Origin of the sequence: Leucobacter chromiisoli, assembly GCF_016522505.1 — a bacterium.
In the GTDB taxonomy this organism is placed as follows: domain Bacteria; phylum Actinomycetota; class Actinomycetes; order Actinomycetales; family Microbacteriaceae; genus Leucobacter; species Leucobacter chromiisoli.
In genome coordinates this window covers 58,501-71,394 of record NZ_JAEHOH010000006.1, presented here as the reverse complement: position 1 = coordinate 71,394, position 12,894 = coordinate 58,501, and the positions used below count along the sequence as shown (strand labels likewise).

The window sequence follows — 12,894 nt, the reverse complement described above, 5'->3', positions numbered from 1 at the left end:
TACGCTGGCACTCGGGCACACAGTCTAGTTGCCCGAGTTCGGAGGATCCCGTGCCCGAGACGGCCGCTGCGCCCGACGAGGCGTCGCGCACCCTCGAGGAGCGCTACGGCACGCGTCGCCAGCGCGGCGTCGATCGACGGATCGCCTGGACCGCGGTCGCCCTCCTCGCCATCGGCGGGGGCGCCTTCCTCGCGTTCGGCGGCTGGCAGCAGGGCAGCGCGATCGGCTTCCAGGACATCGGCCGCACGATCCACGGCGACGGTGAGGTGGAGGTCCGCTTCGAGGTGACGGCGCCCGCCGGCACGGCGGTCGCCTGCGCGGTCGAGGCGCAGAACGCGTCGAAGGCCACGGTCGGCTGGAGCGTCGTCGAGGTGCCGGCTTCGGAGCGGCACAGCAGCCGGGTGACGACGACGCTCGTCACCACCAACCGCGCCGCCACGGGGCACGTCCGCGACTGCTGGGCGCTCGAGGGCTGATAGTCTGATGACCGCGCCCTGCTGAGTCGGGGCGTTCTGTACATCCCCGCATCGGCGTCTCCGGGCGGGGCGCACGTACTCGCGCGGACCGCCGCGCGCACCCCGAGAGAAGGATCCAGCATGGCTGAGACGTCCCAGACCTGGCTGACCCAGGACGCCTACGACCGGCTCAAGGCTGAGCTCGACGAGCTGAGCGGCCCCGGCCGGCGCGAGATCGCCGCCCGCATCGAGGCCGCCCGCGAAGAGGGCGACCTCAAGGAGAACGGCGGCTACCACGCCGCGAAGGACGAGCAGGGCAAGATGGAGGCCCGCATCCGCGACCTGGAGGAGCTGCTGAAGCACGCCACCGTCGCCGAGGCGCCCAAGGCGAGCGGCGTCGTCGAGATCGGCACCGTGATCACGGCCGAGATCTTCGGCGACGAGGAGCGCTTCCTGCTCGGCAACCGCGAGCTGGCCGACGGCTCCGATCTCGACGTCTACAGCGCGGAGAGCCCGCTGGGCGCCGCGATCCTCGGCCTCAAGATCGGCGAGAGCGCCAGCTACGCGGCGCCCAACGGCAAGCAGATCGAGGTCAAGGTGCTCGGAGTCGACACCTACGCCGGCTGAATCGCGCCGCGGCAGCAGACCGCCGGCGGCCGGCGAAGGGCCGGGATCGACTCGCTCGATCCCGGCCCTTCGTGATCTCCGGGGCACCCTCCGGAGAGGCCTCCTCGAGTCCCGGCAGGCTCGCGTCTCCCGCCGCGCGCGCGACGACTACTCGTACATGCCGATGTTGATCGGCCCCGTGAGGTCGGGCGCGGCCGACCGGAACCCCCGCGTCTTCGCGAGCAGATACACGAACCCGAGCACCAGCCAGATGCCGCCGATCAGCATCGAGACGCCGTCGAGGCTGAACCAGAGCCACACGTTGATCGCGACGCCGACCCCCGGCACGAGCACGAAGCCGATCCACGCGCCCGCGCTGCGGCGCCTGAGGAAGCGGAAGAACACGAAGATCACCGAGAGGTTGACGAAGGTGAACGCGATGAAGGCCCCGAAGTTGATCATCGAGGCCGCCTGGTCGAGGTCGACGAAGAGCGCGGTCAGCGCGATCGCTGCGACGATCAGCACGTTCACGACGGGCACGCCGCTGCGGGAGTCCACCCGGCCGAAGAGCCGCCGCGGCAGTGCGCCGTCCCGGCCCATCGCGTAGAGCAGTCGCGCCGCGCTCATCTGCTGGGTGATGCCGCATCCGAGCACCGCCATCATGTAGCCGCCGACGAAGATCGCCTGGAACGCGGCCCCGCCGATGTACTTCGCGATCTCGGGCGAGGCCCCCACGATGTCCTCGAGCTGGGTCACGTCGGGGAACAGCACCTGCATGACGTACGTGACCGTCACGAAGAACAGGCCGGCGACGCCGATGATGATGAAGATCGCACGCGGGATGTCCCGCTCGGGCTTCTCGGCCTCCTCGGCGAGCGTCGACACCGCGTCGAATCCGAGGAAGGAGAGCGCGAGGATCGCCGCGCCCGCGGCGATCGCGGTCACCTGGATGTCGTTCGAGAAGAACGGTCGGATGGTGAACTCGGCCCCGTTCGCCCCGTTCACGATGTTGACGACCGTCAGCACCACGAAGACGACCGCGACGACCAGCTGGATCGAGACGAGCAGCACGTTCATGCTCGCCGCCAGCTTTACGCCCACGAGGTTCAGGCCGGTGCAGATCGCGATCGTGAGGGCGACCCAGACCCAGAACGGCACGTCGGGGAAGACGGCCCCCATGTAGATCCCCGAGAGGATCGCGTTGATCATCGGCAGCAGCAAGTAGTCGAGCGTCGCCGCCCAGCCCACGAGGAAGCCGAGGTGCGCGTTGATCGCCTCCTTGGCGTAGGTGTAGGCGGATCCCGCGATCGGGAAGAATCGGACCATCCGCGAGTAGCTGAACGCCGTGAACAGCACGGCGACCATCACCACGAGGTACGCCAGCGGCACGTGACCGTCGGTCTCGGCCGCGACGATCCCGAACATGTCGAAGACCGCGAGCGGCGCCATGTAGGCGAGACCGATGAAGACGAGGTGGCGCAGCTTCAGTGTGCGCTTGAGCCGGCCCTCGTCGTGCGCGACCGCGTGGGCGATCTGGTCGTCGCCGACGGCGACGGAGGAACGGGATGGCAGCGTTGACATCGAGGGGGCCTCTCTCAGTGGGTGTGGCAGTGGTGGTCGGCGGAGGGCTCGCTGCAGGTCTGGCCGTCGCCGGCCGGATCCTGCACCCGGGCGGCGGCGGGCGCGCCGCCGAGCTCGCCCCGGGCGTCGTGGATCGCCTCGCCGCCGACGATCGTCAGGTCGGCGCGCTGCTCGAGGATCTCGGCGGGCTCCATGCCGTAGAGATCGCCCGACCACACGACGAGGTCGGCGAGGTAGCCCTCGCGGAGCATGCCGAGCGCGTCCTCGTGGTGGAACGCCTCCGCGCCGCCGCGGGTGTACGCCCGGATGGTGGCGTCGAGGCCCAGGCGTTCGTCGGGGGTCCAGGTCTGCGAACCGTCGAGGCCGGCGCGGGTCATGGCGCTGTAGAACCCGACGAGCGGGTCCATCTCGCCCACCTGCCAGTCGCTCGAGAACGTGACCCGGGCGCCCGACTCGACCATCGAGCGGAAGCGCCAGGCGCGATCCCACCGGGCCTCGCCGACGTTCTCCATCCAGGTGCCGGCCACGAGGTCGGGCGAGGCGTGGCGGGGCTGCATCGCGGCGACGACGCCGAGCTCGCGGAAGCGCGGCAGATCCTCGGGCGAGAGGCACTCGACGTGCACGATGCCGTGGCGGGTGTCGGTGCGGCCGTTCGCCCGCTGCGCGGCCTCGATCGAGTCGAGGGTGAGGCGATTGCCCCAGTCGCCGGTCGCGTGGGTGTGCACCTGGTAGCCCAGGCGGTCGAGCTCGACGAACAGCCTCGTGAACTCGGTGGGCTCGAGGCTCGGGTGGCCGCGGTGCCCGGGGCGGTTGGCGTAGTCCTCGAGCATGGCCGCCGTGTGCGGCTCGATCACGTCGTCGGCGTAGAGCTTCACGGGTCCGAGCTTGAAGCGCTCGTGCTGCGGGGTCTCGCGGATCGCCTCCGTGATGTGCTTGCGGAAGTCGCCGTCGGCGCCCACGGGGTGGTAGATCGCCGCGATCGTGCGACTCGTCAGCCGGCCCTCGCGCTCGGCTCGGGCGAAGAGGTCGAGCTCCGCGAGCGGCACCTGGGGCTCGACCACGGTCGTGATCCCGAATCGCGCGGCCATGTCGAGGCTGTTCGCGATCTTCGCGTAGCGGCGATCCGGCGAGTACATCGGGATGTCGCGCTGCAGCTCGGCGAGGCCGTCGATCGTCATGGCGCTCGTGTAGAAGTCGGTGACCCAGCCCGTCGGCTCGCCCGTGGCGGCGTCGATCTCGGGGTTGCCCCAGGCGATGTCGCCGCCGTTCAGGATCCCGAGCTTCGCGAGTGCGGGCCGGTTGAGCCACACCGAGTGCTGGTCGTAGGTGGTGATGAAGACGGGCTTGTCGGTGACGCCGACGAGGTCGGAGGCTGCCGGGCGGCGGCCCTCGACCACGGAGTAGAGCGCGTTCTCGGCGCAGATCCAGTCGAGCTCGGGGTGGGCCTCGGCGAACTCCGCGATGCGGGAGCGCACCGTGTCGAGGCTCGTGACCTGGTCGAGGCTGACCGCCAGGTCGTCGAAGCCGAGCAGCAGGTGGTTGTGCGTGTCGGCCACGCCGGGCGTCAGCAGACGGCCCTCGAGCTGCACGGTGCGGCGGGCGGCCGGCGCGTCCTCCGCGGGGCCCACGTAGCTGACCCTGCCGTCGGTGACCCCGAGCGCCTCCGCCCACGGCTGCTCGGGGTCGAAGGTGCGGATCCTTCCACCGGTGAAGAGGGTGTCGACGGCCATGTCATCTCCTACGCGCTCGATCCCGGTCGCCCGGGGAGTTATTTCACTTAAGAGTAAATTAATTTACTCAAATGTCAAGAAACTCGATCGGGCCGCGCTCGGCGACCTGGCATACTGGCAGTCATGGCCCGACCGAGCAGGCAGCAGCAGCGTCGCATCGAGGTGATCGACGCCGCCCTCGAGGCGGCGGCCGAGCACGGGCTGCGCAACCTCTCGCTCACCGACGTCGCCAATCAGGCCGGGGTCACCCGCGGGGCGCTGCTCTACTACTACGAGGATCTCGACGCCATCCTCGTCGAGGCCCACGCGGCGGGCATGCGGCGCGTCGGCGAGGATCGCGCGGCGCTCGTCGCGCAGCGGAGCGGCGCTGCCGAGAAGCTCGCTGCCGCCATCGACGCGGGCCTGCCCGAGGGGCCCGATGACGCGCTCATGCGCCTCCTCTACGAATTCGACGTGCTCGCCGGCAAGTCGCCGCTGCACGACGAGCTCGTGCAGCGGCTCTACCGGGAGCAGCTCGACCTCTACCGGGGCATCCTCCGGGAGGGCGTCGAGGCGGGCGACTTCTCACTCACCGGCCCGCTCGAGGACATCGCCATGAACCTCGTCGCCCTCGAGGACGCCTACGGCCTCCACATCGTGGCGGGCGGCAGCATCACGGTCGCGGACGCCGGACGCGCGATCCGGCTCTACGCCGCCCAGGCCGGAGCGCCGCTGCCCGACGCGCCCTGAGCCGCGCCGCGCCGAGCGCCCCTCCCGCCGCCCCTCCCGCGCCGAGGGTCCCTTCCGCCGCCCCCTCCGTTCCCCTCCCGCCGCCCGTTCCCGTTCCCCTTCCCCGAGTGGACGCTTCTGCTGCGAGTGGATGCGCAACGTACCGTGAAACTCCCATCCGCTCGCGAAACACCCATCCACTCGCGGGGTGGGGGCGCGGGGCGGGGGCGCGGGGCGGGGGCGCGGGGCGGGGTGGGGGCGCGGGCGCGGGGCGGGGGCGCGGGGCGGAGGCGCGATGGCGGGAGGGGCGCGGGGGTGGCATCGGGCCCAGCGGGCGGGGGATCCGCTCACAGACGTTGTTCCCGCGAATCCATCCACAGATTCGGCTTCGGCCCCCTTTCGAGCGGCTGGAACAGCCATGCTCGTGTCATGGATCCCGGGAGAACGCGCGTCGACATCGAGCCCCACCTGCTCACCACCCGCCAGCTGCTGCGCTCCGGCATGAGTCAGCGCTCGGTGACCGCGGCGGTGCGGGCGGAACGCCTGCACCGGCTCCGTCCCGGCTGGTACGCGCCCGCTTCGTTCTGGGCCGGGGCGAAGGACGAGGAGCTCCAGCTCGCGGCCCTGAGCGCGTTCGACCGATCACGCAGGGCGCCCGCGGTCCTGTCGCACGTGTCGGCGGCCACCCTCCTGCGCTTTCCCGTCTGGTCGGCCTGGCTCCGCGACGGTCACGGTCCCCTCGACCCGAGAGTGGTGCACGCCACAGTGCCGCCATCGTCTCGGGGCAACTCACCGCCGTCGGTCAGGCGTCACCGGTGCGCTCTCGACGCGGTCGACACCATGCGGTCGGCGGGGATCCTCTGCACCACGCCCGACCGCACGCTCTTCGACCTCGCGCGATCGGAGCCGTTCCCGGCGGCACTCGCCTGCGCGGATGCCGTCCTCCGGCGGTCCGTACGATTCGGCGCGGAAGTCGACGTCGACGCCTGGCGGCGCTGGAGGGAAGGGCTCCTCGGGCGGGCGGCCGCGCTCCCGCACGGGCGGGGCGTTCGCGCGGTCCGCGCTCTCGCGCACCTGGCACACCCGCTCTCGGACTCGCCGCTCGAGAGCATGAGCCGCCTGCGACTGCTGCAGCTCGGCATCGACGTGGAACCGCAGCACCCGGTGCCTGCCGAGTCAGGCGGCACACTCCGCCTCGACTTCCTCTTCACGGGCCTCGGGATATTCGGCGAGTGCGACGGGAAGGCGAAGTACTTCGATCCCGGGCTCCTCGGAGGGCGCACCGCAGAGGACGTGGTGTACGACGAGAAGCTCCGATACGACTGGATCTGCGGCGTCACCGGCATGCGCGGCGTCCGGTGGGGCGCGAGCCATGCCGCGAGGGCCGACCGTCTCGCCGGTCGGCTCAGGAGCTTCGACGTTCCCGTGCCGGGATACCCGACACGGAGCTACGGGCCGGAGATCGCGGCCTTCCTCGACCGGCTTCCCCGATGAGACCGCCGCCGTGTCCCATCCTCCGCATGCGGGCGCCCGCGCGACGAGTAGCGCTCCACCCCTCGCTGCGCTCCGTGGGCCGGCCGCAGGAGCGACCGCGAGCGATACCGAAGAACGCGGGCGCGTGCTTCCCTAGTACCGCTCGCCGACCCGCACGGTGTAGCCGGCGTCGCGCAGCGCCTGCGCGACTTCCTCGCCGTGATCGTGCCCCCGCGTCTCGACGTGCAGCTCGAGCTCCACCTCGCTGATCGGCAGCTCCGTCGCGTGGCGGGTGTGGATCACCTCGACCACGTTGGCGTTGTGCTCGGCCACGATCGTGGCGGTGCGCACCAGCTGGCCGGGCACGTCGGGCAGCAGGATCCGGAGCTTGAGGTAGCGCGCCGCCGCCGCGAGACCGTGGCCGATCACGCGCTGCAGCAGCAGCGGATCGATGTTGCCCCCCGAGAGGATCGTCGCGGTGACGCCGCTCGCCCGGATCTTCCCGGCGAGCATCGCCGCGACCCCCGCGGCGCCCGCGGGCTCGACGACGAGCTTGGTGCGCTCGAGCAGCAGGACGATGGCGCGCGCGATGTCGTCGTCGCTCACCGTCACGATCTCGTCGACGTAGTCGCGGATGAGCGCGAAGTTGCGGCTGCCCGGGCGCGACACCGCGATCCCGTCGGCGATCGTCGGCCTCGTGCGGATGGTGACCGGCTCCCCCGCGTCGAGCGACGCGGGGTAGGGCGCCGCGTTCTCGGCCTGCACTCCGATGATCCGCATGGGCCGCCCGTCCCGCGCGGCGCGCTGCTTCGCGGCGACGGCGACGCCCGCGATCAGGCCGCCGCCGCCGATCGGCACGACGATCGTCTCGATCTCCGGCTCGACGTCGAGCATCTCGAGCGCGATGGTGCCCTGCCCCTCGATGACCGCGGGGTCGTCGAACGGCGGGACGAAGAGTGCCCCCGTCTCCTCGACGAAGCTCTGCGCCGCCGCGTTCGTGCCGGCGAAGTCGTCGCCGGCGAGCACGACCTCGGCGCCGTAGTTGCGGGTCGCCTGCAGCTTCGGCAGCGCGACCCCGAGCGGCATGAAGATGGTCGCCTTGATTCCCAGCTCGCGGGCCGCGAAGGCCACGCCCTGCGCGTGGTTGCCAGCGGACGCCGCGACGACGCCGCGGGCCCGCTCCTCCTCGCTGAGCTGCGAGAGGCGGTTGTACGCGCCGCGGAGCTTGTAGGCCCCCGTGCGCTGCAGGTTCTCGCACTTCAGGAACACGCGCGGCACGCCCAGGATGTCGGCGAGGAACCGCGAGGACTCGAGCGGGGTCTGCTGGGTCACCCGGTGCACCACGCCGAGGGCGCGCTCGAAGTCGGCGAGCTCGGGAGCGGCGAAGGTTTCGGTCATGGGGTTCCTTTCTTCCGTCGCAGGCGCGCGACGTTCCTGGCGCGATACCGCACCTTCTGCTGATGCTTGTCGGTGCGGTGGAAGTCGGCGACGGGGTCGGAGCCCCCGTGCCAGCGCCGTTCGACGAGCGTGTTCACGATGGAGTTGGCGGCCGCCGCGAACGGCACCGCGAAGAGCGCCCCCGGGATCCCCGCCAGCAGCGCCCCGGTCGAGACGGCGAGCACGACGCCGAGCGGATGCACGCGCACCGCGTTGCCCATCACGAGCGGCTGCAGCACGTGGCCCTCGATCTGGTTCACGAGGATCACGACGCCCAGCATCATCGCCGCGTTGACGGGGCCGTTGTAGACGAGCGCGATGAACACCGCGAGCGCCCCGGTGGTGATGGCGCCGAGGAACGGGATGAACGAGCCGAGGAAGACGAGGATCGCGATCGGGATCGGCAGCGGCACCCCGAGGATGGCCGCACCGAGCCCGATGCCCACCGCGTCGACGAACGCGACGAAGATCTGCACGCGCACGTACTGCCCGACCGACACCCAGCCGGCCCGCCCCGCCGTGTCGACGGCGGCGTGCGTCCTCGCGGGGAGGAAGCCGAGCACCCAGTACCAGATGCGCTTGCCGTCGATGAGCAGGAAGATGAGCGAGAAGAGGGTGAGCAGCAGGCCGGTGACGAACTGCCCGGCGGTCGTCGCCACGCCGAGGGCGCCGCTCCAGATCTCCGACTGGTGATCGTTGATGGTCTCCGTGATCTGATCGAGGAACCCGTCGAGCTGATCCGCGGAGAGCCCGAAGGCGCTGCCCTCGATCCAGTCCACGAACTGCTGCCAGACCACCTCCGACTTCCGGGCGAGACCGCCGAAGCCGTTGCGCAGCTGGGTCACGATCAGCATGATGAGGAACGTCACCGAGGAGACGAACAGCAGCAGCGCGGTGATGACCCCCAGCCAGCGCGGCGCGCCGTTCCGCTCGAACAGCTGCACGACGGGCGCGAGCAGCGCCGTGAGCAGGATCGCCACGAGTAGCGGGATCACGATGATGCGGACCTGGACGACGAGCCACAGGAAGCCGGCGAGGGCGAGCCCGATCAGGATGAGTCGCCACGACCACGCGGCGGCCACGCGCACGCCGAGCGGCAGCTCCTGGGCAGCGTTCGCCGCGGTCTCGTGCTCAGGGTCGCCGACGTGCGGTTCCCGGGTGTGCTCGTCCACGGGACAATCCTAGCGATCGACGTATTCCCGCTCTCTGTGCGCGGGCCGGGGCGACCGGAGCGCGGGCCGGGGCAGGACCGGAGCGTGGGCCGGGGTGGGGGCCGAGGCGGGATCGGCTGCCGGTTCCGAGGTACGCCGGACGCCCGTCTCGGGGCGATGTCGGAGCCGCTGGATAGGCTCGGTCCATGGCATCCAGCACGCGCGAATCCCTCACACCGGCAGAGGCCCGTCGCACCGCGCTCGCGGCGCAGGGCTTCGCCGCCTCCCCGCGGCTGCGCCGCCGCCGCCCCTTCGACCCCGCGCTGGATCGCCTGCACGTGCTCCAGATCGACTCGGTGAACGTGTTCGCGCGCAGCCACTACCTGCCGGTGTTCTCCCGCCACGGCGGCTACGACCCCGAAGCCCTCGACCGGCACCTGTGGTCGAGCGGCGACTTCACCGAGTACTGGGCCCACGAGGCCGCCTTCATCCCGGTCGAGGATCGGCCGCTGTTCGCCTGGCGCATGGCCGAGTACCGCGACCGCTATCGGAGCGACGGGCGCGCGACGGCCCTCGCGGACACCCTCGAGGCGGTGCGGTCGGCCCTCGCGGAGGGAGGGCCGCAGTTCGTGCGGGATCTCGAGGGCGGACCGCGCGAGCGCCGCGGCCCCTGGTGGGACTGGAGCGACACGAAGCGCGCGGTCGAGATGCTCTTCGCGTGGGGAGAGGTCGCCTGCGCCGGGCGCGAGGGGTTCCAGCGCCGCTACGCGCTCGCGCAGGACGTGCTGCCCGAGACCGCCCTCGCCGAGGTGCCCCGCGCCGAGGCGCACCGATGCCTCGTCGAGCGCGCCGCGAGGTCCCTCGGGGTGGCCTCGCTCGCCGACCTCGCCGACTACCACCGGTTGAAGGCCGGTGACGCACGGGCCGCCGTGCGCGACCTGGAGGAGGCGGGGATCCTGCTGCCGGTGACGGTGCGGGGCTGGACCGGGCCCGGAGGAGCGCCGCTGCCCGCCTGGCTGCACCGGGACGCGCGGGTGCCCGCTCGCCTGGCTCCGGACGCGCTGCTCACTCCGTTCGACCCGGTCTGCTGGTTCCGGCCGCGCGCCGAGCGGATGTTCGACTTCCACTACCGGATCGAGATCTACACCCCGAAGGAGAAGCGTCGCTACGGCTACTACTGCCTCCCGCTGATGGTGGGCGGCCGCCTGGCCGGGCGCATCGACCTCAAAGCGGATCGCGCGGGCCGAGAACTGCTCGTGCAGGCCGCGTGGCAGGAGGATCACGCCCCTCAGGGAACCGCCGAGGTCGCGGAGCGACTGCTCGCCGAGGCCGCGGCCTGGCAGGGGCTCGTCACCGTGCGCTCGACCGGGGCGGGCAACCTGCCGCTGCGTCCCCGCTTCGACGCCGCCTGACGCACCGCGAGGAAGACGGGTCGGCGCGATCCGCGTCGCCGCAGGAAGGGTCGGTGCGGTGCGCCGCGACGAGCGGCTCCGCCGTCACGGCGCGACGGACCTCACCAGGGGTGCAGGGCCGGGACGATCAGGTAGATCCCCACGAGCACGCAGAGCGCGGAGAGTCCGAAGCAGACGTTCGCCGCGGCGGTGGCCCACCGAGGGCGCCCGAGGTCGTCGACGTCGTCGTCCTCGTCGTCGCGCGAGGGGCCGTTCGGCTCGAACGTGCCGTCTGCCCGCCGAACGGGGGGCGCCGGCATCGCGAGGAAGCGGATCCCGAGCGAGTAGAGCGCCACCACGATGCCCGCCGAGGCGAGCGCGGTGCCGAAGACGATGAGGAAGGCCATCCAGTCGATCATCGGGCGTCGTCCCCCTTCTCGGCCGAGCGGTGAGCGCTCGCGGCCTCCTGCGCCGCCGACTGGGCGGCCTTCTCGGCCGCCCTCGCGGCCTTCTCGGCGTCCCGGGCCGCCTTCTCGGCCTCGCGGGCCGCCTTCTCCGCCTCCCGGGCCGCGATGTCGTCGCGCACCGCCGACTGCGCCACGGGAGTGAGGGGCGGCACGGTGCCCGTCTTCGTCGGCACGGGGCGCACCTTCTTGCCCTTGCGGATGCGCACCGCGTAGCCCGACTCGGCGACGTCGGGCACGGGGATCGCGTTCGAGGCGTCGACCCGGTTGCGGCGCGAGCGCCAGAAGATGAAGAGGATGAAGCCGAGGCCGAGCACGGCGTTCGCGATCACGCCGGCCACGCCGAGATGCGCGATGAGCGCGGCGAGGGCGCCCACGGCCCCCGAGGCGGGCAGCGTGAAGAGCCAGCCGATCCCGATCCTGCCGACGGCCCGCCAGCGCACGCTGGACCCGCGTCGGCCGAGCCCGGATCCGATCACCGAGCCGGAGGCCACCTGGGTGGTCGACAGCGCGAAGCCGAGGTGCGTGGAGGCCAGGATCGTCGCGGCGGTGCTCGTCTCGGCGGCGAAGCCCTGGGCGGGCTTGACCTGGGTGAGGCCGGCGCCGAGCGTACGGATGATGCGCCAGCCGCCCGAGTAGGTGCCGAGCGCGATGGCGAACGCGCAGGAGGCGATCACCCAGAAGTGCGGACCGGTCCCCGGCTCCTGCAGGTTCGCGGCGACCAGGGTCAGCGTGATGACGCCCATGGTCTTCTGCGCGTCGTTGGTGCCGTGCGCGAGCGCGATGAGGGAGGACGAGGCGATCTGGGCGTAGCGGAAGCGCCCGCGTCCGTCCTTCTTCCCGTCGTGGCGGCGCGTGATCGCGTAGGCGATCTTGGTCGCTGTGAAGGCGACGAGCCCGGCCGTGAGCGGCGCGGCGACCATCGGGATCAGGATCTTCGACAGGAAGACGCCGCCGTTGATCGCCGAGAAGCCGGCGCCGACGATCGCGGCGCCGATCAGGCCGCCGAAGAGCGCGTGCGAGGAGCTCGAGGGGAGGCCGTAGAGCCAGGTGACGAGGTTCCAGACGATCGCGCCGATGAGCCCGGCGAAGATCATCTCGGGACTGATCAGCACACCGCCGTCGCCCTCGTTGATGAGGCCGCCCGAGATGGTCTTCGCCACCTCGGTCGAGAGGAAGGCGCCGATCAGGTTGAGCACCGCGGCGAGCAGGACCGCCGTCTTCGGCTTCAGCGCCCCCGTGGCGATGGGGGTCGCCATCGCGTTCGCGGTGTCGTGGAAACCGTTGGTGAAGTCGAAGAACAGCGCCAGTGCGATGACCAGCAGCACGATGAGGGTGAGTTCCACCGGCGTCTTTCGTTCGAGTGTCTGCGTCCGTGAGACGCTCGCGACGGACACCGAACCTTCATCGAGGATTCATCCACTGCAGCCACCCCGCGCGCGTCTAGAGTATGGTTTCACCTCGCTCGGATGAGGTCAAGTTCTGTGCGGCGATGCGCAGGATCCCCGCATGGGCGGGGGTTAGACTCGCCGCAGCCGACGAACCGCACGGAGGGCGCACCATGAGCGACGACTACGTACCCCAGGCAGGCTCCATCACGATGTTCTCGACCCAGTGGTGCGGCTACTGCCGGCGGCTGAAGACGATGCTCGATCGCACGGGGATCGAGTACACCGAGATCGACATCGAGGAGGTGCCGGGCACCGCCGAGCTCGTGGAGAGCATCAACGGCGGCAACCGCACGGTGCCCACGGTGCTCTTCCCGGACGGATCCGCCGCGACGAACCCCTCTCTGAAGGACGTGCAGCAGCGACTCGGCGTCTGAACACCGCCCGAACCCCGGGTGAACGGCCCGCGGGCTTCCCGGGGTCCGCGGACCCCGCGGGCGCTCCGGCCGG

General features: G+C 71.4%; 12 protein-coding genes. 6 read left to right on the top strand and 6 right to left on the bottom strand.

From position 1 onward, the window contains the following. Positions 1-50 precede the first annotated feature (50 nt). Positions 51-476, top strand: coding sequence for a DUF4307 domain-containing protein (locus JD276_RS04725; RefSeq protein ID WP_200114401.1), 426 nt, complete (start codon positions 51-53; stop codon positions 474-476). Positions 477-596: 120 nt separating this feature from the next. Beyond that, positions 597-1,082, top strand: coding sequence for a transcription elongation factor GreA (gene greA, locus JD276_RS04720; RefSeq protein ID WP_200114400.1), 486 nt, complete (start codon positions 597-599; stop codon positions 1,080-1,082). A gap of 147 nt (positions 1,083-1,229) precedes the next feature. On the opposite strand, the gene JD276_RS04715 is transcribed toward greA, so the two are convergent. Then, positions 1,230-2,642, bottom strand: coding sequence for an APC family permease (locus tag JD276_RS04715; RefSeq protein WP_200114398.1), 1,413 nt, complete (start codon positions 2,640-2,642; stop codon positions 1,230-1,232). A 14-nt stretch (positions 2,643-2,656) separates the two neighbouring features. Continuing rightward, positions 2,657-4,372 (bottom strand): amidohydrolase, encoded by a 1,716-nt coding sequence (locus JD276_RS04710; protein ID WP_200114396.1) that lies wholly within the window; start codon positions 4,370-4,372, stop codon positions 2,657-2,659. Between the two features lie 123 nt (positions 4,373-4,495). Between JD276_RS04710 and JD276_RS04705 the strand changes: the two genes are divergently transcribed. Both JD276_RS04705 and JD276_RS04700 read left to right on the top strand, forming a co-directional pair. Next, positions 4,496-5,101: a TetR/AcrR family transcriptional regulator gene (locus JD276_RS04705; RefSeq protein WP_200114394.1), complete on the top strand. Its 606-nt coding sequence runs from the start codon at positions 4,496-4,498 to the stop codon at positions 5,099-5,101. A gap of 408 nt (positions 5,102-5,509) precedes the next feature. Next, entirely contained in the window at positions 5,510-6,574 is a 1,065-nt protein-coding gene (locus JD276_RS04700) for a type IV toxin-antitoxin system AbiEi family antitoxin domain-containing protein (RefSeq protein ID WP_200114392.1), read from the top strand. A gap of 132 nt (positions 6,575-6,706) precedes the next feature. Here the strand turns inward: JD276_RS04700 and ilvA are convergent, their stop codons facing one another. Next, on the bottom strand, positions 6,707-7,951 hold the full coding sequence (ilvA, locus tag JD276_RS04695; RefSeq protein ID WP_200114390.1) for a threonine ammonia-lyase: 1,245 nt from the start codon (positions 7,949-7,951) through the stop codon (positions 6,707-6,709). After that, the gene (locus tag JD276_RS04690; protein WP_200114388.1) at positions 7,948-9,162 is read right to left on the bottom strand and encodes an AI-2E family transporter; all 1,215 of its coding nucleotides are present in this window, start codon (positions 9,160-9,162) and stop codon (positions 7,948-7,950) included. Before JD276_RS04690 ends, ilvA begins: the two co-directional genes overlap by 4 nt. Before the next feature lie 185 nt (positions 9,163-9,347). Here JD276_RS04690 and JD276_RS04685 point away from each other — a divergent pair, with 185 nt between their 5' ends. Continuing rightward, a complete protein-coding gene (locus JD276_RS04685; RefSeq protein ID WP_200114386.1) occupies positions 9,348-10,553 on the top strand; it encodes a winged helix-turn-helix domain-containing protein in 1,206 nt (401 codons plus the stop codon). A gap of 101 nt (positions 10,554-10,654) precedes the next feature. Here JD276_RS04685 and JD276_RS04680 read toward each other — a convergent pair whose 3' ends face one another. Together JD276_RS04680 and JD276_RS04675 are read right to left on the bottom strand one after the other, a co-directional pair. Then, the gene (locus JD276_RS04680; RefSeq protein ID WP_200114385.1) at positions 10,655-10,951 is read right to left on the bottom strand and encodes a hypothetical protein; all 297 of its coding nucleotides are present in this window, start codon (positions 10,949-10,951) and stop codon (positions 10,655-10,657) included. Next, positions 10,948-12,342 carry an inorganic phosphate transporter gene (locus JD276_RS04675; protein ID WP_200114384.1) on the bottom strand — a complete coding sequence of 465 codons (1,395 nt, stop codon included), beginning with the start codon at positions 12,340-12,342 and terminating at the stop codon, positions 10,948-10,950. The genes JD276_RS04680 and JD276_RS04675 overlap by 4 nt, the downstream gene beginning before the upstream one ends. 215 nt (positions 12,343-12,557) lie before the next feature. Between JD276_RS04675 and JD276_RS04670 the strand changes: the two genes are divergently transcribed. Beyond that, positions 12,558-12,821 carry a mycoredoxin gene (locus JD276_RS04670; RefSeq protein ID WP_200114377.1) on the top strand — a complete coding sequence of 88 codons (264 nt, stop codon included), beginning with the start codon at positions 12,558-12,560 and terminating at the stop codon, positions 12,819-12,821. Positions 12,822-12,894: the final 73 nt, after the last annotated feature.

What these genes read in the sequence shown, in the direction of transcription:
- JD276_RS04700 (WP_200114392.1), top strand. Translation starts at nt 5,510, where the DNA reads ATGGATCCCGGGAGAACGCGCGTCGACATCGAGCCCCACCTGCTCACC.
- JD276_RS04685 (WP_200114386.1), top strand. Translation starts at nt 9,348, where the DNA reads ATGGCATCCAGCACGCGCGAATCCCTCACACCGGCAGAGGCCCGTCGC.
- JD276_RS04705 (WP_200114394.1), top strand. Translation starts at nt 4,496, where the DNA reads ATGGCCCGACCGAGCAGGCAGCAGCAGCGTCGCATCGAGGTGATCGAC.
- greA (WP_200114400.1), top strand. Translation starts at nt 597, where the DNA reads ATGGCTGAGACGTCCCAGACCTGGCTGACCCAGGACGCCTACGACCGG.
- JD276_RS04670 (WP_200114377.1), top strand. Translation starts at nt 12,558, where the DNA reads ATGAGCGACGACTACGTACCCCAGGCAGGCTCCATCACGATGTTCTCG.
- ilvA (WP_200114390.1), bottom strand. Translation starts at nt 7,951, where the DNA reads ATGACCGAAACCTTCGCCGCTCCCGAGCTCGCCGACTTCGAGCGCGCC.
- JD276_RS04680 (WP_200114385.1), bottom strand. Translation starts at nt 10,951, where the DNA reads ATGATCGACTGGATGGCCTTCCTCATCGTCTTCGGCACCGCGCTCGCC.
- JD276_RS04710 (WP_200114396.1), bottom strand. Translation starts at nt 4,372, where the DNA reads ATGGCCGTCGACACCCTCTTCACCGGTGGAAGGATCCGCACCTTCGAC.
- JD276_RS04715 (WP_200114398.1), bottom strand. Translation starts at nt 2,642, where the DNA reads ATGTCAACGCTGCCATCCCGTTCCTCCGTCGCCGTCGGCGACGACCAG.